General features: G+C 64.6%; 27 protein-coding genes. 8 read left to right on the top strand and 19 right to left on the bottom strand.

Annotation, left to right across the window (positions count from 1 at the left end; translation table 11 throughout):
- Positions 1–5 precede the first annotated feature (5 nt).
- The 3 genes from UB31_RS14430 to hemH all read right to left on the bottom strand — a co-directional run bounded on the left by UB31_RS14430 (position 6) and on the right by hemH (position 3,243).
- Entirely contained in the window at positions 6–1,001 is a 996-nt protein-coding gene (locus tag UB31_RS14430; protein WP_045011287.1) for an SPFH domain-containing protein, read from the bottom strand.
- A gap of 228 nt (positions 1,002–1,229) precedes the next feature.
- Positions 1,230–2,195 carry an ABC transporter substrate-binding protein gene (locus UB31_RS14425; RefSeq protein WP_045011286.1) on the bottom strand — a complete coding sequence of 322 codons (966 nt, stop codon included), beginning with the start codon at positions 2,193–2,195 and terminating at the stop codon, positions 1,230–1,232.
- Positions 2,196–2,205: 10 nt separating this feature from the next.
- Positions 2,206–3,243, bottom strand: coding sequence for a ferrochelatase (gene hemH / locus UB31_RS14420; RefSeq protein ID WP_045011285.1), 1,038 nt, complete (start codon positions 3,241–3,243; stop codon positions 2,206–2,208).
- 80 nt (positions 3,244–3,323) lie between these two features.
- Here hemH and UB31_RS14415 point away from each other — a divergent pair, with 80 nt between their 5' ends.
- Positions 3,324–3,722 carry an MAPEG family protein gene (locus UB31_RS14415; RefSeq protein ID WP_045004049.1) on the top strand — a complete coding sequence of 133 codons (399 nt, stop codon included), beginning with the start codon at positions 3,324–3,326 and terminating at the stop codon, positions 3,720–3,722.
- Positions 3,723–3,835: 113 nt separating this feature from the next.
- Here the strand turns inward: UB31_RS14415 and UB31_RS14410 are convergent, their stop codons facing one another.
- From UB31_RS14410 to UB31_RS14400, 3 genes are read right to left on the bottom strand one after another with little or no spacing between them, the layout of a single operon-like run.
- Entirely contained in the window at positions 3,836–4,951 is a 1,116-nt protein-coding gene (locus tag UB31_RS14410) for a nickel/cobalt transporter (protein WP_197090816.1), read from the bottom strand.
- Positions 4,948–5,586, bottom strand: a complete 639-nt coding sequence (locus UB31_RS14405; RefSeq protein ID WP_045011283.1) for a DUF1007 family protein — start codon at positions 5,584–5,586, stop codon at positions 4,948–4,950. The genes UB31_RS14410 and UB31_RS14405 overlap by 4 nt, the downstream gene beginning before the upstream one ends.
- Positions 5,586–7,667 (bottom strand): M3 family metallopeptidase, encoded by a 2,082-nt coding sequence (locus tag UB31_RS14400; protein WP_045011282.1) that lies wholly within the window; start codon positions 7,665–7,667, stop codon positions 5,586–5,588. Before UB31_RS14400 ends, UB31_RS14405 begins: the two co-directional genes overlap by 1 nt.
- Positions 7,668–7,804: 137 nt before the next feature.
- Between UB31_RS14400 and UB31_RS14395 the strand changes: the two genes are divergently transcribed.
- The 5 genes from UB31_RS14395 (at position 7,805) to UB31_RS14375 (ending at position 12,595) form a co-directional block, all read left to right on the top strand.
- Complete coding sequence (locus tag UB31_RS14395) at positions 7,805–8,059, top strand: hypothetical protein (protein WP_045004054.1); 255 nt, start codon at positions 7,805–7,807, stop codon at positions 8,057–8,059.
- 658 nt (positions 8,060–8,717) lie between these two features.
- Positions 8,718–9,860, top strand: a complete 1,143-nt coding sequence (locus tag UB31_RS14390) for a type III PLP-dependent enzyme (protein WP_045004055.1) — start codon at positions 8,718–8,720, stop codon at positions 9,858–9,860.
- Between the two features lie 131 nt (positions 9,861–9,991).
- Positions 9,992–10,579: a GNAT family N-acetyltransferase gene (locus UB31_RS14385; RefSeq protein ID WP_045004056.1), complete on the top strand. Its 588-nt coding sequence runs from the start codon at positions 9,992–9,994 to the stop codon at positions 10,577–10,579.
- 135 nt (positions 10,580–10,714) lie between these two features.
- On the top strand, positions 10,715–11,104 hold the full coding sequence (locus UB31_RS14380; protein WP_045011281.1) for a RidA family protein: 390 nt from the start codon (positions 10,715–10,717) through the stop codon (positions 11,102–11,104).
- 48 nt (positions 11,105–11,152) lie between these two features.
- Positions 11,153–12,595 (top strand): homospermidine synthase, encoded by a 1,443-nt coding sequence (locus UB31_RS14375; RefSeq protein WP_045011280.1) that lies wholly within the window; start codon positions 11,153–11,155, stop codon positions 12,593–12,595.
- Positions 12,596–12,791: 196 nt separating this feature from the next.
- Here UB31_RS14375 and UB31_RS42160 read toward each other — a convergent pair whose 3' ends face one another.
- From UB31_RS42160 to UB31_RS14315, 11 genes are all read right to left on the bottom strand, one after another.
- The gene (locus UB31_RS42160; protein WP_045004258.1) at positions 12,792–13,124 is read right to left on the bottom strand and encodes a hypothetical protein; all 333 of its coding nucleotides are present in this window, start codon (positions 13,122–13,124) and stop codon (positions 12,792–12,794) included.
- Positions 13,125–13,223: 99 nt separating this feature from the next.
- The gene (locus UB31_RS14365; protein ID WP_045011279.1) at positions 13,224–13,940 is read right to left on the bottom strand and encodes an MgtC/SapB family protein; all 717 of its coding nucleotides are present in this window, start codon (positions 13,938–13,940) and stop codon (positions 13,224–13,226) included.
- Between the two features lie 27 nt (positions 13,941–13,967).
- Positions 13,968–14,987, bottom strand: a complete 1,020-nt coding sequence (locus UB31_RS14360) for a WD40 repeat domain-containing protein (RefSeq protein ID WP_045011278.1) — start codon at positions 14,985–14,987, stop codon at positions 13,968–13,970.
- Positions 14,987–16,027, bottom strand: a complete 1,041-nt coding sequence (locus UB31_RS14355) for a CobW family GTP-binding protein (RefSeq protein WP_045004065.1) — start codon at positions 16,025–16,027, stop codon at positions 14,987–14,989. The genes UB31_RS14360 and UB31_RS14355 overlap by 1 nt, the downstream gene beginning before the upstream one ends.
- A 55-nt stretch (positions 16,028–16,082) precedes the next feature.
- The gene (locus UB31_RS14350; RefSeq protein WP_045011277.1) at positions 16,083–16,946 is read right to left on the bottom strand and encodes a metal ABC transporter substrate-binding protein; all 864 of its coding nucleotides are present in this window, start codon (positions 16,944–16,946) and stop codon (positions 16,083–16,085) included.
- A 2-nt stretch (positions 16,947–16,948) separates the two neighbouring features.
- Positions 16,949–17,818, bottom strand: a complete 870-nt coding sequence (locus UB31_RS14345; RefSeq protein WP_045004068.1) for a metal ABC transporter permease — start codon at positions 17,816–17,818, stop codon at positions 16,949–16,951.
- Between the two features lie 6 nt (positions 17,819–17,824).
- Positions 17,825–18,580, bottom strand: a complete 756-nt coding sequence (locus UB31_RS14340; RefSeq protein ID WP_045011276.1) for a metal ABC transporter ATP-binding protein — start codon at positions 18,578–18,580, stop codon at positions 17,825–17,827.
- A 2-nt stretch (positions 18,581–18,582) separates the two neighbouring features.
- The gene (locus UB31_RS42560) at positions 18,583–18,819 is read right to left on the bottom strand and encodes a hypothetical protein (protein WP_045011275.1); all 237 of its coding nucleotides are present in this window, start codon (positions 18,817–18,819) and stop codon (positions 18,583–18,585) included.
- Between the two features lie 43 nt (positions 18,820–18,862).
- Complete coding sequence (locus tag UB31_RS14330) at positions 18,863–19,363, bottom strand: hypothetical protein (RefSeq protein WP_008138982.1); 501 nt, start codon at positions 19,361–19,363, stop codon at positions 18,863–18,865.
- Positions 19,360–19,971 (bottom strand): permease, encoded by a 612-nt coding sequence (locus UB31_RS14325; RefSeq protein ID WP_045011274.1) that lies wholly within the window; start codon positions 19,969–19,971, stop codon positions 19,360–19,362. The genes UB31_RS14330 and UB31_RS14325 overlap by 4 nt, the downstream gene beginning before the upstream one ends.
- 194 nt (positions 19,972–20,165) lie before the next feature.
- Positions 20,166–20,762 carry a superoxide dismutase gene (locus UB31_RS14315; RefSeq protein ID WP_045011272.1) on the bottom strand — a complete coding sequence of 199 codons (597 nt, stop codon included), beginning with the start codon at positions 20,760–20,762 and terminating at the stop codon, positions 20,166–20,168.
- Between the two features lie 204 nt (positions 20,763–20,966).
- Here UB31_RS14315 and UB31_RS14310 point away from each other — a divergent pair, with 204 nt between their 5' ends.
- Positions 20,967–21,494 (top strand): GNAT family N-acetyltransferase, encoded by a 528-nt coding sequence (locus tag UB31_RS14310; RefSeq protein ID WP_045011271.1) that lies wholly within the window; start codon positions 20,967–20,969, stop codon positions 21,492–21,494.
- A 108-nt stretch (positions 21,495–21,602) separates the two neighbouring features.
- A complete protein-coding gene (locus UB31_RS14305; protein WP_045011270.1) occupies positions 21,603–22,043 on the top strand; it encodes a DUF2147 domain-containing protein in 441 nt (146 codons plus the stop codon).
- Here UB31_RS14305 and UB31_RS14300 read toward each other — a convergent pair.
- Positions 22,040–23,191 carry a DUF3095 domain-containing protein gene (locus tag UB31_RS14300; protein ID WP_045011269.1) on the bottom strand — a complete coding sequence of 384 codons (1,152 nt, stop codon included), beginning with the start codon at positions 23,189–23,191 and terminating at the stop codon, positions 22,040–22,042. The genes UB31_RS14305 and UB31_RS14300 overlap by 4 nt on opposite strands.
- Positions 23,192–23,367: 176 nt before the next feature.
- Entirely contained in the window at positions 23,368–23,583 is a 216-nt protein-coding gene (locus UB31_RS14295) for a hypothetical protein (RefSeq protein WP_156175337.1), read from the bottom strand.
- Positions 23,584–23,695: the final 112 nt, after the last annotated feature.

Raw genomic sequence — 23,695 nt, 5'->3', positions numbered from 1 at the left:
GAACCTCACTGCGGCGGCACCGACGGTGGCGCGCCGCCGACCGGCGGCACCGAGCCGCGGCGCGCCGCGGCAACCGCGGACGCAGCACTTTCACCGAACGTCGCCTTGGCGATCTCGCCGATGCCGGCGAGCGAGCCCAGCAAGCTCACGGCCTCGATCGGCAGCATGATGATCTTCTGGTTCGGCGAGTCCGCGAACTGGCCGAACGCCTTGATGTATTTGTCGGCGATGAAGTAGTTCAGCGCGGCCACATCGCCCTTGGCGATGGCCTCGCTGACCATCTGGGTTGCCTTGGCCTCGGCCTCCGCGGAACGTTCGCGGGCCTCGGCGTCGCGGAAGGCAGCTTCCTTGCGGCCTTCGGCCTGAAGGATCTGGCCCTGCTTGGCGCCCTCGGCACGCAGGATTTCCGACTGGCGCTGGCCTTCGGCCTGGAGAATGTCGGCGCGCTTGACGCGCTCCGCCTTCATCTGCCGACCCATCGCCTCGACCAGGTCGGCGGGCGGCACGATGTCCTTGATCTCGATGCGGTTGACCTTCAAGCCCCAGGGCGAGACCGCGGCATCGACCACGCGCAGCAGGCGCTCGTTGATCTCGTCGCGATGCGACAGCACCTGGTCGAGGTCCATGGAGCCCATCACCGAACGGATGTTGGTCATGGTCAGCACGATGATCGCCTGGGTGAGATTGGAGACCTCGTAGCTCGCCTTGGCGGCGTCGAACACCTGAAAGAAGGCGACGCCGTCGACTGTCACGGTCGCGTTGTCCTTGGTGATCACCTCCTGCTCGGGAATGTTGATCACCTGCTCCATCATGTTCATCTTGCGCCCGACCCGATCGAAATAGGGAACGATCAGGTTCAGTCCTGGCGCCAGCGTGCGGGTGTATTTTCCGAACCGCTCGATGGTCCAGTCAAACCCCTGCGGCACCGTCTTCACGCCGGCGAACAGCGTGATGATGACGAGCAGCACCAGCACAATCGCGAAAATATCGAAACCGCTCATATGTCCTCCAAGGCGGGAAAAGACCCTTCCCGCGCTGTCATTGGTCGGGATCGCGACCCTACCGGTTCAGCGGTCGCGCGTAACGTCGGCATTTGCTCGATTCCGCACAAGAGCTACGGCAAGGAACGGTCACGATTATGTATTTGCGAACGGCTCTTGAAAGCATGCCGGCGCAAACCTACCGGCAAAAATTAACACATCCAGTCATGCCGCCCGATACGGACGGCCCTATTCGATGACGTCGTTCGCGGTTGCGAGCAGGCTTGCGGGAATCGTGACGCCAATCGCTTTGGCCGTCTTCAGGTTGATCGCGAGCTCGAACTTGGTCGGGTTCTGGACCGGGAGGTCGGCTGCCTGCGCGCCCCTCAGGATGCGATCGATATAGGACGCGGCGCGGCGCAGCTGCTCGGCGGTGTCGGTGCTGTAGGACATCAGGCCGCCCTCGTCGACGAAGGTGCGGCTCCAGAACATCGCCGGCAGGCGCGCCTCATGGATGACCGCCAGCAGATGCGCGCGATTGGCCATGGTGAAAAAGTCTGGCAGCACCAGCAGGCTGCCATCTTTTCGCGAGGCCAGCGCCGCGATCGAGGCGGCATCGTGCACCGGCGCGGGCTCGACCGTCACGCCAAGCGTCCGCGCGGCGTCCTCGATCGTGCGCAGCATGAGGGGGGCGAACGGCGCGGTGGCAGGATTGTAGACGACGAAGACGCGGCGGACGGGCGGCGTGATCTGCGTCAGCATCTCCAGCCATTTGCCGGCGAGCGGGCCGTCATAATCAGTGAAGCCGGTGATGTTGCCGCCGGGATGCGCAAGGTTTTTGACAAAACCCTGGCTGACGGGATCGGTGATGACGGCGAACACGATCGGAATCGTCGCGGTGCGCTGGCACAATTCGTCGACCGACGGCGTGCCGATCGCGAGCAAAATGTCTGGCTTGAGCGCGATCAGCTCGTCGGCAAGCCGGGCGAGGGGCGCGCGGTCGCCGGCGCTGCTGCGCCAGTCGACCTTCAGATTGTCTCGCTCTTTCCAGCCATGGGCGGCGAGCGCCTCGGCCAGGCGGGTCTGCGAGATCACCTCATCGGCGGTGACCGAGAGCACGCCGAGCCGGCGCGTCGCGTTCGACTGCTGCGCGAGGGCCGAGTGCGGCAGCGCCGTGATCGTCCCAAGAAGCGCCAGGAGTTCGCGGCGATTCATCGGGCACCCATCAGATCCAGCCCTGAAGCTCGCGCAGCACCAGGGTGCGGATCACGTCCATGCCCGGCTCGCTGTCATTAAGGCAGGGGATCGCGGAAAACTGCTCTCCGCCATTATGCTTGAAGATCTCGGCGTTCTCCTGCGCGATCTCCTCCAGCGTCTCCAGGCAATCGGCGGAAAAGCCCGGCGTCACCACCGCGATGCGGCGCACGCCTTCCTTGGCCAGGCGCTCCATCGTCTTGTCGGTGTAGGGCTGGAGCCACTCGTCATTGCCGAAGCGCGACTGGAACGTCAGCAACAGCTTTGTCGCATCCATTCCGAGCCGACGGCGCAGCGCCTCGGTGGTGGCGACACAGTGGCCCTGATAAGGATCGCCCTGGTCGACATAGGATTTCGGCATGCCGTGGAAGGAGGCGACGATCAGCTCCGGTGTGAACGGCAGCGTCGCGAGATGCGTCTCGATCGAGACGGCGAGCGCCTCGATATAGGCCTCGTCCTCATAATAAGGCGGCGTCACCCGCAACGTCGGCTGGTTGCGCAGGCGGGCGAGCACGCGAAACACTTCGTCACAGACGGTGGCCGAAGTCGGAGCGGAATATTGCGGATAAAGCGGCACGGCGAGGATGCGTTCGCATCCCCCGGCGATCAGCGCGTCGATGCCCGACTTGATCGAAGGATTGCCGTAGCGCATCGCCCAATCCACCACCACATGGTCGCGGTCCGACAGCGCGGCGGCGAGCTTTGCGGCTTGCGACCGCGTGATGGTTTTCAGCGGCGACTCGTTCTTCTCGGTGTTCCAGATCTTTTGATAGTCGAGCGCCTTGGTGCGGGGACGGCTGCGCAGGATGATGCCGTTCAGCACCAGCTGCCAGATCAGGCCCTGGTCCTCGATGACGCGGGGGTCCGACAGGAATTCCTTCAGGTAAACCCGCACGCCCGGGGCGTCGGCGGTATCGGGCGTGCCGAGATTGACCAGCAGTACGCCGACGCGCGGCTGGCCGGATTGGGCGGCCGGTTTCGCGGTCTGGATGGGGACAGTCGTCGTCATGGCTCGTTGCGTCGCGCGTTGCTCCGAACTTGTCAAGATTGGGCCGGTTTCGCTAGGGTCGGCGCGGAGGGGGAGGAACCATGACGCTGGCGGAATGGTGCGTATTCGGGGCGCTGCTGCTCTATCTCTTGACGATTGCCTCGATCAAATGGATCAGGTTTCGTGGCTTCGACAATTCCCGGCCGCGCGACCCCGCCTTCTATGAGGAAGCCATCGCGCAGCGCGCGCTCGGCGCGCACCAGAACGGCATCGAGACCTTTCCGTTCTTCGCCTTCGCGGTGCTGCTTGCCGAATTCAGGGATTCACCGCAGCGGCTGATCGACGAGCTCGCCGTGCTGTTCCTGATCGTGCGGATCGCCTATGTGCTGACCTATCTCGGCAATCGCCCGACGCTGCGCTCCATCCTCTGGAGCATCGGCTTTGCGCTCAATCTCGGGATTTTCTTCATGCCGCTGTTGAAGCGGTTTCTGCCGGTGTGAGGCTCGGTGAGTTGTAGCCCGGATGGAGCGAAGCGTAATCCGGGGACCGTCTCATCCGCGGACGCAGCGGCCCCGGATTACGCTGCGCTCCATCCGGGCTACTAGGGCTCACCTCAAAAACACGTCGTCCGCTCGGCCGCGATATAGCCGAGCAGCAGGCCCGCGCCGAACAGCAGCACCAGGCCAGCGGCGCCGAATTCGATGCCGCGCATGAACAGCGCGCCGCCGCCGTCGCGAGCTCCGCTCAGGCGGCCAGCGATGTCCTTGGCGGAGACTGCGATGACGGCGATGGCCGCAACCGTAATCGCGGTGCCGAGCCCCATCAGGAAGGTCGCGGCAACGCCGGCCCAGAACAGGCCCTGCGCGAGCGCGAACACCAGCACCAGGATCGCGCCCGAACAGGGGCGGATGCCAACGGTGAGGATCGCGGCAAATCCGCGCCGCCAGCCGCCGGGGCCGGCAAGCTCGCTCGGCATGGGCCCGTGGGAATGGCCGCAATGCTCATCATGGACGTGGTCATGCGCGTGGTGGGCGTGGGCGTGACTGTGATCATGGCCGTGATCGTGGTCATGATGATCATGCGCATCATGATGATGGTGATGGCCATGATCGTGATGGTCGTGCGGCACGCCCGCGATCGCCGGCATCGGCTGGGCGGCCTGGAGCGCGCGGATGAAGGCGCCGCCCTTGACCCAGACCAGCCGCAGGCCAAACAGCGCGATCAGGCCATAGCTCGCGATCTCGATCGCGCCTTCCGCCTTGCACATGGTCTTCGCGGTCGCGTTCAGCACCCAGGCCGAGATGCCGACGATGAGGATCGCGACCAGCGACTGCATCAGCGCCGAGGCAAACGACAGCGCGATGCCGCGCCGTGCGGTCTCGCGGTTGGCGACGAGATAGGAGGCAATCACCGCCTTGCCGTGGCCGGGGCCGGCGGCATGGAAGATACCGTAGGCAAAGGAAATGAAGAGCAGCGTCCACACCGCCGAGCCGTCGGTCTTCGCCGCGCGGATGGTCGCGGACATCTGGCGATAGAATTCCGACTGCTTCGCCAAGAGCCAGCCGATGATGCCGCTGGCCTCGGGCTCGGCAGCCTGCGCCGGCCGCGGCGCGCCGAACGGATTTTGCGCCAGGAGATCGTGAAACGCGGCATCGGCCACGCCCACGACGAGAACAACGGCAGCGCAGGCGAACAACCCGCGCGCGAATGGGGAGAGTTGCGGCTTCAAGGGCAATCCACCGTGATCTTGTTGGCGAACATCATGCCGAAATTGGCGTTCGGGCCATCCATGAAGGTCTGCTCGTTGAGCTTCTGCGCCGTCGCGGTGCCGTCGTTCGGGCGCTCCAGCTTCATCTGGCAGCCGGCGGGCGCGCCGACCAGCTTGACCGGATTGTCCTTGGCCATCTGGAAGTCGATGAAGAAGGAGCGGTCGAATACTTCCAGCATCAGTTGCTTCGGCTTGAGCGGGGTCTTCAGCGGCAAGGTGAAGTGCAGGGTCAGCACCGCATCCTTGTAGTCGAGATAATAGTCGACCGGCTCGTTAAAGCGCTCCTTCTTGCCGTCGGCTCGCGCAAAGGTGAAGTAGGCATATTCCTTCAGCGACTCGACATTGGTCTGCGCCAGCGGCCCCAGCTCCTCGCGCGTATAGGCCCCCTTCTTCTTGGCCTCGAGCCCCTGCACGGCATAGGCCGAGAACATGTCGTCGAAGGTCCAGGCGTGGCGGACGCCGGTGATCGAGCCGTCCGCGTCGTAAAGCAACTCGCTGGTCGCGGTGATCCAGACATGCGGATGCGCGCTCGCCGCACCGGCTGCGAGCATCAGCACGGCGGCCAACAGCAGCCCGAAAAGGGCACGCATGCTCATCAGGCCGCCTTGGCGGCGTCGAGCAGGCCGCGGCGGCGGAGCAGCGCGTCGGGCTCCGGCGGTCGGCCGCGGAACGCCTCGTAGGCGGCTTCCGGATCGACCGATCCGCCGCTGGAATAGATGTCGTCGTGCAGGCGCTTGGCGACCGCCGGATCGAAGATGTTGCCGGCCTCCTCGAACGCGCCGAAGGCGTCGGCGTCCATCACCTCCGACCACATGTAGCTGTAATAGCCGGCGGCATAATGGTCGCCGGAGAAGATGTGGCCAAATTGCGTGGGCCGGTGGCGCAGCGCGATCTCCTCGGGCATGCCGATCTTCTCCAGCTCCCTCTTCTCGAAGGCGCGCACATCCCGCGCGCTTGATGCCGGCTGGGTGTGGAATTCGAGGTCGATCAGCGCCGAGGAAACGAACTCGACGGTGGCAAAACCCTGGTTGAATTTTCGCGCGGCGAGGAAGCGTTGCAAGAGGTCATCGGGCAAGGGCTCGCCGGTCTGGTAATGGCGGGCGAACTGCTGGAGCACCTCGGGCCGCTCCTGCCAATGCTCGAAGAGCTGGGAGGGCAGCTCGACGAAGTCGGTGAACACGGAGGTGCCCGACAGCGACGGATAGGTCACGTTGGAGAGCATGCCATGCAGGCCGTGGCCGAATTCGTGGAACAACGTGCGGGCATCGTCGGGTGACAGCAGCGAGGGCTCACCGTCGGCGCCCTTGGCGAAGTTGCAGACATTGATGATCAAGGGCGCGACCTCGCCGTCGAGCTTCTGCTGGTCGCGCAGCGAGGTCATCCAGGCGCCGGAGCGCTTTGACGACCGGGCATAGTAGTCGCCGTAGAACAGCGCCTTGTGCTTGCCGTCCGGACCTTTCACTTCCCAAACACGGACGTCGGGGTGCCAGGCCGGAACATCCTTGCGCTCCGCGAAGGTGATGCCGAACAGCCGCGTGGCGCAGTCGAAGGCGGCGGCGATCATGTGGTCGAGCGTCAAGTACGGCTTGATCGCGGAATCGTCGAAATTGGCGCGCTGAAGCCGGAGCTTTTCGGCGTAGAAGCGCCAGTCCCAGGGTGCCAGCTTGAAATTGCCGCCCTCCGCCGTGATCAGCATCTGCATCTCGTCGCGATCGGACAGCGCCCGGGCGCGGGCCGGCTTCCAGACCCGCTCCAAGAGGCCGCGCACGGCATCCGGGGTCTTGGCCATGGAATCCTCGAGCCGGTAGGCGGCGAAGGTCGGATAGCCCAGCAGCTGGGCGCTCTCCTCCCGCAGCTTCAGGATCTCGACGATGGTCGCGTTGTTGTCGTTGCCATTGCCGTTGTCGCCGCGCGCCGTAAAAGCCTTGTAGACCTTCTCGCGCAGGTCGCGCCGCGCCGAGCTCTTCAGGAACGGCTCGGTCGAGGAGCGCGACAGCGTCACGATGGCCTTGCCGGCCATGCCGCGCTCTTCTGCCGCGGCCTTGGCGGCAGCGACGAAACTCTCGGGCAGGCCCTGACGGTCGGCCTCGCCGAGCTCCATGAACCAGTCCTGCTCGTCGCCGAGCAGATGATGGCTGAAGCCGGTGCCGAGCTGGGCGAGCTTCTCGTTGATCTCGGCCATGCGCGCCTTGGCCTGTTCGGACAGGCCGGCGCCGGAGCGGTGGAAGCGGGTGTAGGTGCGCTCCAGCAGGCGGAGCTGCTCGGGGTCGAGGCCGAGATTGGCGCGATTCTCGTGCAGCTGGGCGATGCGGCCAAACAGCACGGCGTTCATCGTGATCGGATTCCAGTGCCGCGCCATCCGCAAGGAAACGTCCTTGTCGATCTCCAGGATGGCCGGGTTGGAATGCGCCGAGACTAGGTCGTAGAAGACAGACGCGACCTTGTTCAGCAGCTTGCCGGAGCGCTCGAGCGCCGTGATGGTGTTGGCGAAGTCGGGCGCGGCCGGATCATTGGTGATGGCCGCGATCTCACCGGAATGGTCGGCGAAGGCCTGCTCGAAGGCCGGCAGGAAGTGCTCCGGCATGATCTCGTCGAAGGGCGGGGTCGCAAACGGCGTCACCCAGGCCTTCAGCAGCGGGTTGGCCTCGGAGTCCGTAGTTTGGCGGGGTTCTGACATCACAAGTCCCGATTTTTGAGCTGGTTTGTTGCAGCCAGCTATAGCACGTGATGGGGCTTTTTTGGGCCATTTGGCCTTGCTCCCGCCCGCCTTTTCGGGGAGATTGCGGCCCTCGAAGCCACGGACCCCTTAAGCCCATGAACGCGCCCTCCTCGTCTTCCCGTCAGATCGTCTGGCCGAGCGTCATCACCGTCATCAGCGCCGCTATTCTGATCGGCGCCGAGGTGTTCGGCGCAGCATTTGCCGGCGGCTGGGCGCTCGCGATTCTGTTCGGGCTTGGTGACCAGGGCGCGCACATCCTCCAGGCCGTGCTGTTCGCACTCGGCGTGCTGGTGATGACCGCCTTCATCCGCGCGGCTCAGCGCGTCGAGCCCTTCACGAAGCGCGGTTGACGCGTCCTCGCGCGCGAGAGACGCGCGCACGACCCAGAAAACTTAACGCGCGTTCATCTTCCGCGTCGCTCGCGCAACACTGCGCAAGCAGATGTTAGGCAATTCTGTTCTCAGCCTAAAAAAAATCTTGCGAAGCGGAGTCAAAAGCCTTATGTGCGCTCTTGCCCAATTTCGCACGTGCCTGTGGTCGTGTGTCAGTCGGTAGGTATCCGGACAAGAGGCCGGACAGCCGCCAAGGGGTGAAGAAGCCGAGGGGCTCTTCGGAAGTGCGGAAGTCGCAAGACCTAAGCAAACCCGGAGCGTCCAGCATCTCTCTCAAGAGATGCCTTGTCGAAGGTGACTTCACTCTTTGCAACCGTGACTGGCAGCCGGAGGCGAACCGGCGCACCCCGCTCTCAACGGGGGACGCGACTTAAAGCAACGACGGATCGGGCTTTTTTGGTCTCTACCGGCAGTCCAACGCCGGCGCGGGCTACTGAAAAGGCTTGTCCTTCATTGCCAGGTGTGCGGGCGGGAAATTCCCAACCAATCCACGGCAGCACAGTCTGATGTGAGTCTTTGGCTCGTCGCGCCTCCATCGCGCGATCTGGCCGGAGCGCTCTTATCCGACGTCATTTTTTGAACGGATCCCCGTCGCTGGGCCGTTTGGGAGAGTGCTATGACCGAACGTATTCAGGAATTCCTGCGCAACCGCCGCAGCGAGGGCCTCGACACCGAGCCGTGCCTCGTCGTCGACCTCGAGGTCGTGCGCGACAATTACCAGACCTTTGCCAAGGCGCTGCCCGACAGCCGCGTGTTCTATGCCGTCAAGGCGAACCCGGCGCCGGAAGTGCTGGCGCTGCTGGCGTCCATGGGCTCCTGCTTCGACACCGCAACCGTCGCCGAGATCGAGATGGCGCTGGCCGCGGGTGCGACGCCCGACCGCATCTCCTTCGGCAACACGATCAAGAAGGAGCGCGACATCGCGCGCGCCTTCGCGCTCGGCATTCGGCTGTTCGCGGTCGATTGCGCCGCCGAGGTCGAGAAGGTCGCCCGTGCCGCTCCCGGCGCGAAGGTGTTCTGCCGCATCCTCTATGACTGCGCCGGCGCCGAGTGGCCGCTGTCGCGCAAGTTCGGCTGCGACCCGGAAATGGCCGTCGAGGTGCTCGACGTCGCCAAGCGCCTGGGCCTGGAGCCGTGCGGCATCTCCTTCCATGTCGGCTCGCAGCAGCGCAAGGTGAAGGCGTGGGACCGTGCGCTGGCGATGGCCTCGCAGGTGTTCCGCGACTGCGCCGAGCGCGGCATCAACCTGACCATGGTCAACATGGGCGGCGGCTTCCCGACCAAGTACCTCAAGGACGTGCCGCCGGTCGTCACCTACGGCCGTTCGATCTTCCGCGCACTGCGCAAGCACTTCGGCAACCAGATTCCGGAGACCATCATCGAGCCGGGTCGCGGCATGGTGGGCAACGCCGGCATCATCGAATCCGAAGTCGTGCTCATCTCGAAGAAGAGCGACGAGGACGAGGTGCGCTGGGTCTATCTGGACATCGGCAAGTTCGGCGGTCTCGCCGAGACCATGGACGAGTCGATCCGTTACGCCATCCGTACCCCGCATGACGGGGCGGACATGACGCCGTGCGTGCTCGCTGGGCCCACCTGCGATAGCGCCGACGTGCTGTACGAGAAGAACCCGTATCCGCTTCCGGTGACACTCGAGATCGGCGACAAGCTGCTGATTGAAGGCACCGGGGCCTATACGTCGACCTACTCGGCGGTGGCGTTCAACGGCATCCCACCGCTGAAGACGTACCACATCTAAACAGCCTCTCTTCGGAGGCCTGACGAACCCGGGAGCCGGCTTGCCGGCTCCTCCCTGACATTTCGATTTCTGACGACGCCTTGGACCGGCGTGCTTCGCGCACGCAGGTCTCAAGCGGGGACTGACGCGCCATGACTACTCTTCGGAAGACACAAGTCGCCCTCAACTCGAATGCCGCTCCGTTCGCGATCCGCGCGGAACGTGCTGTCGACGTCGCCGACCGTGAAGCGCTGCTGGATGCAAGCTTTGGCGAGAACCGCCACGACCGCACCTGCCAGCGCCTGCGCGACGGACGTGCACCTGCCGCAGGCCTTGCTCTGTCGGCAGTGCGCGAGGGGACACTCGTGGGAACCGTGCGGCTGTGGCACGTCAGTGCCGGAGGCAGGCCCGCTTTGGTCCTCGGACCGCTGGCGGTGGACCCTGCCTGCCGCGAGCTCGGGATCGGCGCCGCGCTGATGCAACAAGCGCTGGCCGCCGCCCGGGCGCGCGGGCATGCCGCCGTGATCCTGCTCGGCGACGCCCCCTACTACGCCCGCTTCGGCTTCTCGGCCGAGAAAACCGGCGAACTCTTGCTGCCCGGCCCGTTCGAGAGCGACCGTCTGCTGGCGGTCGAGTTTCAGGCCGGTGCGCTGGATGGCGCCGAGGGGATGATCGTCCCGACCGGTGCGGCCCTGTCCAAACGGAGGGTAGTTCGCACCCTCCAAGCGCACGCGGCCTAAGGGATAGCCATGATGGCGACGACCGAAGCCGCGTTCCGCGGCGATGCTCGCGCGTGCCCGTTCCTTTAGGGTTGCGCGGGCCTGAGAAACGCCCTTTAACCCGCCAAACACCCCCTTCAGTGGAGGCCCTCGACCATGTCCCGTCGCCTGATTTCCACCGGCTCCCCGTTCGAGAAGACCGCCGGCTACAGCCGCGCGGTGATCGATGGCGAGTTCGCCTTCGTCGCGGGAACCACCGGCTATGACTACACCACGATGACGATGCCGACCGATGTCACCAGCCAGTCACGCAACTGCTTCAAGACCATCGAAGCCGCCCTGAAGGAGGGCGGATTCGAGATGGCCGACATCGTGCGCGTGACCTACTACCTCACCGACATCAAGGATGCAGACGCGCACTTCGCCGTTTGCGGCGAGGTCCTCGGCAAGATCCGCCCTGCCTCAACGCTTCTCGTCGTCTCAGCGCTCTACAAGCCCGAGATGAAGGTCGAGATCGAAGCGACCGCCAAGCGCCGCAGCGCCTGATCCACCCCTCACCCTTTGTCCGCCAGCACGTTCCGGAGAATCCATCCCATGAGCCCCGCCTCGCAGATCTACGCGAAGATCACCGGTCCCGTCGTCATGGTCGGCTTCGGCTCTATCGGCAAAGGCACGTTGCCGATGATCGAGCGGCATCTCGACTACGACAAGTCGCGCGTCACCGTGATCGATCCCAAGGACGAGGGCCGCAAGGCGCATTGCGAGAAGCACAATGTACGCTTCATCCAGAAGGGCGTGACCAAGGACAATTACCGCGAATTGCTGACCCCGCTGCTCACTGAAGGCGGCGGCCAGGGTTTTTGCGTCAATCTCTCGGTCGATACCGGCTCCACCGACATCATGGAGCTCTGTAACGAACTCGGCGCTCTCTATATCGACACCGTCAACGAGCCCTGGCTCGGCTTCTATTTCGATTCGTCGAAGGGCCCGGAAGCGCGCTCCAACTACGCTCTTCGCGAAGTGACGCTGGCCGCCAAAAAGGCGCGCCCCGCGGGCTCGACCACGGCCGTTTCCTGCTGTGGCGCCAATCCCGGCATGGTCTCGTTTTTCGTCAAGCAGGCGCTGCTCAATGTCGCCGCCGATCTGAAGCTCAATGCTCCCAAGCCGAAGACCAAGGCCGAATGGGCGGATCTCATGCGGCAAGCCGGCATCAAGGGCATCCACATCGCCGAGCGCGACACCCAGCGCTCCAAGTCGCCGAAAGAGCCGGACGTCTTCGTCAACACCTGGTCGGTGGAAGGCTTCCTGTCGGAAGGCGTGCAGCCGTCCGAACTCGGTTGGGGCACCCATGAAAAATGGATGCCTGAGAATGCGCATACCCACGAAGCCGGCTGCGGCGCCGCCATCTATCTGATGCAACCCGGCGCCAATACGCGCGTGCGCACCTGGTGCCCGACCCGCGGTGCGCAGTACGGCTTCCTCGTCACCCACAACGAGTCGATCTCGATCGCCGACTATTTCACGGTGCATGACGCATCGGGCAAGGCGGTCTATCGGCCGACCTGCCACTATGCCTATCATCCGGCCGACGATGCCGTGCTGTCGCTGCATGAAATGTTCGGCCGCGCCGCGAAGATGCAGGAAAAGCACCACATCCTCGATGAGAACGAAATCGTCGACGGCATCGACGAACTCGGCGTGCTGCTGTTCGGCCATGACAACAATGCCTATTGGTACGGCTCGCAGCTCTCGATCGAAGAGACCCGCAAACTCGCGCCCTATCAGAACGCCACCGGCCTGCAAGTGACCTCCGCCGTGCTCGGCGGCATGGTGTGGGCGCTGGAAAACCCGAAGGAAGGCATCGTCGAAGCCGACGAGATGGATTTCGATCGTCTGCTGGAAATCCAGCTGCCGTATCTCGGCCCGGTGAAGGGTTTCTACACCGACTGGACGCCACTGACGGATCGTCCGGGACTGTTTCCGGAAGATATCGATACGAGCGATCCCTGGCAGTTCCGGAATGTTCTGGTGCGGTGAGGGGGAGTCCGGCTCTCTCCGCCCGTCATCCCGGGGCGGCGCGCCTCATCCCACACACCACCGTCATGCCCCGCGAAGGCGGGGCATCCAGTACGCCCGGCGGTCGTGATTGAACTGAGGCGCTGGTGGATACTGGATCGTCCGCTTACGCGGACGATGACATCGAGGGTGTGGCCGCGAGCATGGGCCTACCTTGCTACTTCTCCCTGATCGCCGGCGCGATCTTCTCGGCCGGCGCCGCCGGGAGTGCCGGCTTGGTCGCCGCGCCTTGCGTCTGCGGATCGGGGCGCGCCGGCTCGGGGGCCGGCGTGGTTGGCCGGTCGCCGCCGGGCTTGGCTTCCGCCGGCACCTTGTCCTGATCATTGGACGGCGTGCCCTGGAGCGGCTGTGTCGCCTGCGCCAGCTCCGTCCGGCTTTCGGCCCGGATTTGTGCGAGCGACATGACTGACACCGCGATGCCTGCTGCGAACAGCGAGCCCGCGATCGTCAGATCGAGCTTCAGTCTGCGCTTGTCATTTTGGCCGGGCATATCGATCACCGCCTTTGTCCAAGGGATTAACGAAGTTCCCCGACTGCGGTTCCATGCCCGGCAAGCCGGGAACTGGTGTCAGCGTGCCAAACGGCACGTTCAGTCAGTGGTGCTGACTTCCCAGGTGGCGTGGCGCACGCCCGGCAGGTGCTGAAGATCGGTCGCCACGGCGTTGAGCTCGTTCGGGTCGACCGCTGTTGCAACCAGCTTTGCGACGATCTCCAGAACGTCCTCGCCGATCTCGACGACGTCGACATCGGCCACCTGATATTTCGCGACCTCGAGCTTGTCGATGAGGCGGTCACGCATGTCGGGCAAGGCGTCGGTCGCGACCGCGAGCTTGACGTAGTAGGTCGCCTCCGAGGTCTTCTCATTCAGCGGGATGCGGTTGATGGCGTTGACCAGCGGGCGCAGCATCGTATTGCCGGCGATGACGAACACGGTGAGCGCCGCTGCCTGCGCGACCATGTCGGCGCCGGCGCAGGAGCCGACGGCGGCTGAGGCCCACAGCGTCGCTGCGGTGTTGAGCCCGCGCACATCCATGCCCTGCTTCATGATGACGCCGGCGCCGAGGAAGCCGATGCCGGAGACGACATAGGAGATCACCCGGACTGCCCCATCGGCGCCCGTCAGGTGCATGGCGAGATCGACGAAGGCGGCGGCGCCGACCGCAACCAGCACATTGGTGCGCAGGCCGGCGGTGCGCTGGCGGTATTGCCGCTCGGCGCCGATCAGCGTGCCCAGCACGAAGGCCGTGAACAGGCTGACCAGCGTGTCGGCGAAATCAGCGAGCTGGAAGGTCGTCAGAAACCGCATGGTCCCACGCTACGGTTTGAACGCTATTCAGAGGTCGAGAAGCCCTGCCTCGCCCGTTTCATCGGCAAAAGCAAGCGTGGTCCCCTTGGCATTCCAGGCGAGCGCGGCCACCGGCGCAGTGCCGTTGCGGCGGACCAGAATCTCCGCGCCGTCTTCCATCCGCACCATCAGCACGGTGCCGTCGCTGTAGCCGGCGGCGAAGATGTCGTTCTTCGGATGGCAAGCGACCACCGACACGCGCGCCTGGAGCGGCGCGAGCATCGCGGGCTCCTTGCCCATCGGGCCGTCCTTGCTGGCAAACGGCCACAGGATCACGGTGTCGGCGCCGGAGGTCGCCAGCGCCTTGCCGCCGGCGCTCCAGGACATCGAGCGGACGCGGCCGGGATAGCCGGTCATGCGCATGTGCCGGTTGTCGGCGAGCCGCCAGCCGTGCAGCGCCGCCTCGTGCATGGTGGTGACCAGGAATTTGTTGTCCGGGCTGAAGGTGACGCCGAGATGCGAACCGGCCCAGGGCAGGAATTCGGCTGATCCTTCCATGTTGGGAAACCATAGCGTCGCGCCGTTGTAATGCGCGATCGCGACCCGCAGCCCCTTCGGGGCGAACGCGAGCCCGCCGACGGTCGAGGGCACCTCGAGCGATTTCTCCTCGGTCTTGCCGCTCTTGACGGTTGCCGTCTTGCCTGCCGACCAGGCGAAGGCGCCGTCGGGATGCAGCGCGACCGCATCGATCCAGCGCCGCTTCGGATCGGTCGCGAGCAGCGTCACCTCGCCCTTGGCGTCGAGCGAGACGACCTTGCCGTCGTCGCCGCCCATGACGAGACGCTTGCCGTCGGAGGCCGTCGAGAGAATGCCGCCGCTGTGCACGGCGACCGTGGTGATCTCACCCTTGGCATCGACGAATGCGACGTTCTCCTCGGCGCCGATGAAGGCGGCACGGGGCCCAAGGAAATGCACCGAGGTCACGCCCATGCCGAGCGCAACCGGCTTGACGCGGTCGGTGACGGAGACGATCGAGGCGGAATCGGGGGCCGGCGTAAACTCTTTCATCACGAGACGATGCAGCTCTCGAAGCCCGTGCGAATGAGCTCTTCGGGCAATTCGCGGCCGATGAAGACGAGGCGGCTCTGGCGCGGCTCGCCGTCCTTCCATTTCCGCTGATGGTCGCCTTCCAGCATCATGTGAACGCCCTGGAAGACATAGCGGTCGTCATCGTCCTGGAAGGCAAGGATGCCCTTGGAGCGCAGGATCTTGCCGCCCTCCACCTGCACCAGATTCTGGAGCCAGGGCATGAACACGTTCGGGTCGAGCGGCTTGTCGGTCTTGAGCGACAGCGACTGCATGTCCTCGTCGTGATAATGCTTCAGGCCGTGGCCGTGATCATGGTGGTGATGATGGTCGTGGCCGTGATGATCGTGATCGTGGTCATGATCGTCGACCTCCAGAAAATCCGGCTCGATATCGAGGATGCGGTCGAGATCGAAGGCGCCGCGATCAAGCACATCGGCCAAGGCTACCGAGCAGCGCTCAGTGCGATGGAGTTTCGCATAGGGGTTGATGGCGCGGATGCGCGCTTCGACCTCGGCAAGCTCCGCCTTGGTGACGAGATCGGTCTTGTTCAGCACGATGACGTCGGCAAAGGCGATCTGGTTCTTGGCTTCGGGCGCGTCCTTGAGCCGGTCGGACAGCCATTTGGCGTCGGCGACCGTCACGACGGCATCGAGCCGGGCATTCTTCTGCACGTCCTCGTCGACGAAGAAGGTCTGGGCGACCGGCGCCGGATCGGCAAGGCCGGTGGTCTCGACGATGATGGCGTCGAACTTGCCCTTGCGCTTCATCAAGCCTTCCATGATGCGCACGAGGTCGCCGCGCACCGTGCAGCAAATGCAGCCGTTGTTCATCTCGAACACTTCCTCATCGGCGCCGATGATGAGGTCGTTGTCGATGCCGATCTCGCCGAACTCATTGACGATGACGGCGTATTTTTTGCCGTGGTTTTCCGACAGGATTCGGTTCAACAGCGTGGTCTTGCCGGCGCCGAGATAGCCGGTCAGGACGGTCACGGGAATTTTCTGGGACGCTTCAGACATAACAACTCCGACATCGGGCTTTTCCGCGCGACGCGAGGCGGGGTGGCCCCCTGCCCTAGTGGTCAAGCGCGCTGGTCAGGGCCTTTATATTGTGCCTGACCATATCAATGTAAGTGGGGGCAAGCCCCTTTTCGCCGGTCAAACCGTCGGAAATCAGCGTCCCGCCGACTTTTGCCCCGGTCTCGGCCGCGATCCGCCGGATCAGGCGGTCGTCGCTGATATTCTCCAGGAAGACGGCCGGGATCTTCTGGGCCTTGATCTGGCCGATGATCCCGGCGATGTCCCGCGCGCTGGGCTCGGTTTCGGTGGAGACGCCCAAGGGGGCGATGAACTGGACGCCATATTCAGCGGCGAAATAGCCGAAGGCATCGTGGGTCGAGATGACCTTGCGCCGCTCCGGCGGGATTTTTGCGACGGCTTCACGCACCTCGCGGTCGAGGGTTTCGAGCTTTTCCAGATAGGCCCTAGCCTGGGCGCGGAAGAACTCCGCATCGTCGGGATCGGCCACGGCCAGCGCGTTGGCGATGTCGGTCACATAGACTCTGGCGTTGGGGACGGACTGCCAGGCATGCGGATCAGCGGCCGAGCCGAGTTTCAGCGGTACGATGCCAGCGCTCGCGGTGATCACCTGCGCTTTGCTGCCGGAGGACTGCACGAGCCGCGGCAGCCAGCCCTCGAGGCCGAGCCCGTTGACCACGACGAGTTTCGCATCGGCAATCCGCTTCGCGTCGCTTGGCGCGGGCGTGTAGACATGGACGTCGCTGTCGGCGCCGACCAGTGTCGTCACATCGACCCGGTCGCCGCCAATGGTGCGGACGAAATCGCCGAGGATCGAGAAGCTCGCGACCACATTGAGCCGCTCCGCGGCGTGCAGCGGCGAGGCGATCAGCAGGAGCGCACAGAGCAGGATACGCCGCATCGTCACGCTTCCAGATGCCGGCCGGGAAACAGCTGCCGGACGATGCCGCCGACCCGGCCGAACAGGACGGAGACGATGTAGAGCACGCTCGCCACGAGGATGATCGCAGGCCCCGACGGCACGCGGGTCTGGAACGACAACACGAGGCCGGCATATCCGGAGACGGCGGCGGCGACCACGGCGATGCAGATCATCACGGTGAGGTCGCGCGACCAGAACCGCGCAATACCAGCTGGCAGGATCATCAGGCCCACCGCCAGCAAGGTACCAAGCGCCTGAAAGCCGTTGACGAGATTGATGACGACCAGCGCGAGGAAGGCGAGATGCGCGGGCCCTCCGGCGCGGCTAACGGTTCGTAGAAACAATGGATCGACGCTCTCGATCACCAGCGGGCGGTAGATCACAGCGAGCACCAGCAGCGTCACCGTGGCGTTGAAGGCGACCACCAGCAGCGTCTGGTCGTCCATCGCGAGGATGTTGCCGAACAGCACGTGCAGCAGGTCGATATTGGTGCCTTTGATCGAGACGATGGTGACGCCGAGCGCCAGCGAGGCCAGATAGAAGGTCGCAAGCGAGGCATCCTCCTTCAGCCCGGTCGAGCGTGCGACCACGCCGGCGAGGATCGCGACCGCAAAGCCGGCGATCAGGCCGCCGGCGGTCATCGCGAACAGATTGAGGCCGGAGAGCAGGAAGCCGACGGCCGCGCCGGGCAGGATCGCGTGTGCCATGGCATCGCCGACGAGGCTCATCCGCCGCAGCATCAGGAAGACGCCGATCGGCGCACCGGCGAGCGCCAGCGCGATCACGGCGGCAAGCGCACGCCGCATGAACTCGAATTCGGTGAACGGACCGATCAGCGCATCATAAATCATTGGATGTCACGCCGCCCGCGAGCGGGCATCATCGGCCGCGCAGGCGGCTGCGCTATCGTCGAACGCCTCGCACATCCGCATCGCGACCAGCAGGTTTTCCGGCGTGAGCACCTCCGCCGTTGGCCCCCAGGCCACGGGGCCACGCGCCAGGACCAAGGTCTCGGCAAAGTGATTGCGCACCATCTCCATGTCATGCAGCGCGGCCAGCACGGTGCGGCCCTCACCGTGCCAGTGTTTCACTAGCGCAAGTAGATCGGCCGTGGTCTTGCTGTCGATGGCATTGAAGGGCTCGTCCAGCACGATGAGCCTCGCGTCCTGGAGCAGCACACGCGCGAACAGCACGCGCTGCATCTGGCCGCCCGAGAGCGTGCCGATCGGACGGTTCTCGAAGCCGTTGAGGCCCACGGCCGCGATCGTATGCAGGATTTTTTCGCGCGCCGGCTTACCAATGCCGCCGAACAGGCCGGTGGCGCGCCACAGCCCGGTCGCGACGAAATCGAACACCGAGATCGGGAAGCTGCGGTCGATCTCGGCGCTCTGCGGCAGATAGGCGATGTCGCGAGAGTCGAGCCCGCCGAGATGGATGCTGCCGTCGAGCGGCTTGAGGATGCCGACGATGCCGCGCAGCAGCGTCGACTTGCCGGCGCCGTTCGGGCCGATCACGGCGACCAGCGCACCGGAGGCGACCTCGCCGTTGAGATGGTGCACGGCCGGGTGGCGGTCGTAGCCGAGTGTGACGTTGTGGAAGTGCACGGCCGCCATGATCACCTCATCGCCAGCCACACCACCGCCCAGAGCACGGCACAGACGGCCACAGCGGCCGAGAGGCGCGAGGCCACGGTCATGCGCAGGATCGACCAGGGCGCCGCCTGGGCCGGATGCGGCGACCTCGCATCATGGACATGGGCGTGGCTGTGGTCATGCCCATGCGAATGCCCGTGGGCATGAACATGGGATTGGTCATGGTCGTGATGATGAGCTTGGGACGCGGCGGGAACCATCTCGGAATGTTATATTATAACATTACGCCTGTCCACGACCCGCTCAGGGCTTGCCGATCACCATTGCGATGGCGGCGGCCACGAACGGGAACGGCACTGAGACGGCGCAGCGGAACCAGACGAAACGGGCCGGCATGAACGGGATTTCCCACAAGATCACCCGCTGGAAGGCAAACAGGGCCCAGGCGACGACATAGGCGACCACCTGCGGCACGCCCCCGCCCGACTTCAGCGCCACCGTGCCGATGGAAAAGCCGATCACGGGCCCGCCAGGCGTTGCGGCGCCGGCGACCACCGCTGTCGCCACCCCAAGCCAGCCGCTGTCCGGGCCGAGCCAGCCGGTGATCACCTCCTGCGGGATGATGGCGGCGATATAGCCGGAGCCGATCACGCCGAGCGCAATCCGCGGCACGATGTTGATGAAGTCCATCGAGCCCTCGCGCAGCGAGGCCTTGAACACCGGAGGGCCGCGGCGGAAGGCGATCAGGCCGACGCCGAACACCGAGCCCCACAGCAAAATGTCGATGAGAAGCGCGGCGCTCAATTCTCGTCGTCCTTCGTGGCCGGCTTCGGATAGATCCGGACATAGACGAAGCGGCCGAGCGCGCCGGCCAGCACCGGCTGCGGCAGCGAGATCACGATCCGCCATAGCGTGAAGTCGGTGCCCATGATCGGGAGTTCCCAGGCCACCGCCCGGCCATAGCCGATCAGGGTCCAGCTCACGACCATGGCGATGGTGGCGCCGAAATCGGCGCCGACTGCGAGCAGCGCGCTCGCTACCGGATAGGCGGTGAAGGGACCGCCCGGCAGGATCGCCCCGAAGGCCGTGCCGATCAAAAGGCCCTTCAGCCCGGATTTCGGCCCGAGCGAGCGCGAGACCCTTTCGTGCGGCAGGATTTCCGAAATGAAGGCGCCGAGCAGGCAGCCGGCGAGCACGCGCGGCAGGATGCCGCCGAACAGCGAGAGGTCGTGGGTGAGAATGTCGAGAACGCCGCCGGTGCCGTCACGCCGCCAGACCAGCGCTGCGCTCACCGCCACCAGCACCGCGATCATGATGGTCGACCAACCGATCGGCTTGCGCACACGCCCCGGCCGCGGCTCGGACTCCGCGTCCTCGGCAGGCGCCGGATTTTTCGGGGAAAGTTCTGACAATGGGTGTGGATCGACCGGGTGGGATGCCCATCCTGATTAAGGGCGCCGCCCAGGCGATGCAAACGGAACGATCACAGGCCGGTGCGCGCACGGCGCAGGGCTGGTTCGCACAGCAAAAAGGCGGCCGCGAATGCGACCGCCCTTGTCTGTCATTCCGGGGCAGCTCGAAGACCGAACCCGGAATGACGAGGTAATCAGACCTTGTCGAACAGGGACTCGACGTATTCCCAGTTCACGAGGTTCTCGACGAACGCCTTCAGATAGTCGGGGCGGCGGTTGCGATAGTCGATGTAGTAGGAGTGCTCCCAGACGTCCACGCCGAGGATCGGAGTGGCGCCGTGCACCAGCGGATTCTCGCCGTTCGGGGTCTTGGCGATCTCGAGCTTGCCGTTCTTGACCTGGAGCCAGGCCCAGCCGGCGCCGAACTGACCGACGCCAGCCGCCTGGAAATCGGTCTTGAACTTCTCGAAGCCGCCGAGGTCTTCGTTGATCTTCTTCTCGAGCTTGCCCGGCAGCTTGGTGCCGCCGCCATTGGGCTTCATCCAGCTCCAGAAGTGGATGTGGTTGTAATGCTGGCCGGCATTGTTGAACACCGCGGGGTTCTTGCCGAACGAGCCCGTGACGATCTCCTCAAGGGATTTACCTTCCCATTCGGTCCCCTTGAGCGCGTTGTTGCCGTTGGTGACATAGGCCTGATGGTGCTTGTCGTGGTGGAATTCCAGCGTTTCCTTCGACATGAATTGCCCGAGGGCGTCATAGGCGTAAGGAAGTGGGGGCAGCGTGAATGTCATGGGTTGTTGTCCGCAACTGATGGGGAACGTTCTAACGGTCACCCCTTATAGAAGGTTCCGTCGCCGTTAAATACCGCCAATTTGCGAAAAGGCCTGATGCGGCGGCATGCCTGATTGCACAACTTTCAAGTCCTCGAAAAATATCATTGCCTTTGAAGCGCTTATGGCAGAACGAATGCGTTACGGAGCAGAGCTGCGAAAGCCATGAGCATCGAAATCGACATTTTGAACGGCGACGCCTCGTGGCCGATCGCCGCGCCGCTGCATCAGGCGGTCTGGGGACCGCAGATCGTCGAGAAGCTGCCCTGGGGGCACGTCAAATGGGCCAATGCCGATCTCCGCGTGCTGATCGAGACGCCCGAGGACGGCCTGGTCTGCCACGTCGGCATCTACTTCCGCACCATCACCTGGAATGGACAGAAGGTCCATGCCGGCGGCATCGGCGGCGTTTGCACGCGCGAGGATCGCCGCAATCGCGGCTATGCGACCATGGCGATCGACGCGGCGGTGCATACGATGCGCGCCAACGAGGCGGTTCGCTTTGCGCTCCTGTTCTGCGAGCCGCACAATGTCGCGTTCTACGAGGCCCGCAAATGGCGCGCCTTCACCGGCGAGGTCTATTGCGAGCAGCCGGAGGGCCGCGTGCACTTCACCCATATGGCGCCCTACGTGTTCGACATCGTCCGCGCGCCGACGCTCGGCACCATCGACCTATGCGGCCTGCCCTGGTGAGGCCCATCATTTCCGCTGAGGCAAATGAGCGCAGGAATGTGATTCCATCAGGCGTTGAACTATCCTGATTTGCTGCTATGGAGGCGCCTCCATTCCAAGGCTCTTCCCATGACATTCAGACTTGCCACTCTCACCGTGCTCCTGGCTGCGCTGCTTGGCGCGACTGCCGCGCATGCGCAAAGCGCCGATGCAAGTGGGACATGGCTGACCCAGGCGGGCGATGCGCGCGTCAAGATCAGCAAATGCGGCGGCGGCATCTGCGGCGTCATCGTCTGGCTGCGGGAGCCCTACGACACCGCGACCGGCCAGCCCGCAACCGACAGCAAGAATCCCAATCCCGCGCTCGCCAAGCGCGCGATGATCGGCTTGCCGCTGTTCAGCGGCATGCAGCCCGCAGCACCCAACAAATGGTCGGGCCAGATCTACAATGCGGATGACGGCAGCAATTATGCGAGCAGCGTCACGGTCACCGGCGCGGAAACGTTGCGGGTCGAAGGCTGCGTCGGCGCGCTCTGCGGCGGCGAGACCTGGACGCGGGCCGGACGCTAATTCGCGTCAGCCGGCATCGCCTTCAGCGCCGTCGCCGCCGAGGCATAGCCGCCCCGCGCACCGTCGATGAAGTGCACGTGATCGCTGCGCAGCGCCGAAGGCGTGAAGCAGGTCATCATCGCCGCATCCTGCTGGTAGAGGCCGTAGCGCACGATGCCGTCGCGTGCGGCAGCCGCCAGACGATCGCTCAGGTCACGCGCGAGCTCCGGCGTACAGTCGAGGATCATCCGCAGGCCGTCGTCATATTTGCGGAAGTCGGAATTCTCCACCACCTGCCGCTTGTAGACCTTCGGCACGAAGCCTCCGACCTTGATGTCGAAGCGCATGAGGAGATAAGCAAAAAACGTGTAGGCGAGCACGCCGGCGCGACGCTTGAACAATGATCCTCCGCGCGTTGCCCGCGCCTCGTAATCCAGTCCCTGCGGCGGCCATTTCAGCGGCGGCCCCTGCGGCGGCACCGGGCGGCCGCCGTCCGGGCTGCGCTCGACCAGTTGGATAATGTCCTCGATCACCTTTCGGAACGCCGGCGGATCAGTGCCGCGCGCCGGCATCACCAACACCGACAGGATCAGTCCGCGCGAGGCCGGGATCACCTCGAACCGGCAGGACAGGCCCGAGAGATCCGGCTGCGTGCCGGCGGGCGCTTCAGTGATGGCGAACTCGCCGCGCTTCATCGCGGCGTCGGCCCAGTTCAGCCCACCGCCGGAGAACATCGCATAGGACAGGTTCGCCGACGGACCGAAGCGCGCAACGCGTACGTCAAAACCCTGCGCGCGGATGGCGCTCACCGGCACCAGCGCGACGCGCATCCTCAGATCGAGATCCTCGCGCACCCAGGTCGCGGTCGCAGCCAACGCTTCGCGGGCGCGTTCGAGATCATCAGGCGCGACCGCAAAACTCGCGCCGTCACCGCCGAACACGAAGGGGAATTCCCGCCCGTCCAGCGCATTGGTGACCGCCGCGATCACGGCCGCACCCGCCATGTTGACCGCCTTGTAGCGCTGCGCCGCGATCGCCTTGGTGGAATCGACGATGTCGGCGACACCGATGCTCCAGTCGTCCGGCAGCGGCGAGTAAAGCGCGGGCTCCATCAGGCTGGTAAAGCCGCGGAAGACGGGGATGGCGCCATAAAAGGATGCGGCTGTCATCGCAGGATCCGGTCAGCTCTTGCACGAGATCAGATACGGGGCGGGATCGATCTGGGTTCGCCTGCCGGCTCACCCGAACAACGGCGTATCATTGGCCGAAATGGGGGATGACAACAAGATGCCGGCGAGGGCCAGCCGACCCAGCATTTTTCGCCAGCAATGTCCGGGAGCGTGCGCTAGTGCAGCTTCTCGTCCTCGCGCTTGCGCGATGTGTCCGCGGGCACGTTGTGACAGCCCACCAGTCGCACAAATTGCTGCGGATACATTTCGTGGCCGTGGTCGCCGGAATTCTGATGCGACATCGGCGGACAGCGGACGTCGGCCGGCTTCGCGCGGGATTGCTCGGTAGATGCCCGGCCTTGGCTCGAAGCGGTCATGTTCGACGCGGCCATGGACTGCTCCCTCTCTATTAGGGCAGATCGATTGACGTAACACAATCGATTGCGGCGTATCTTACGACCAAATCGGGCGCGATGTCATTGAGCCGGATCAACTCAATTGTGG

The sequence above is a fragment of the Bradyrhizobium sp. LTSP849 genome, from assembly GCF_000938255.1.
In the GTDB taxonomy this organism is placed as follows: domain Bacteria; phylum Pseudomonadota; class Alphaproteobacteria; order Rhizobiales; family Xanthobacteraceae; genus Bradyrhizobium.
The sequence above is the reverse complement of the archived record's forward strand: the minus strand, read 5'-3'. Positions and strand labels throughout refer to the sequence as shown.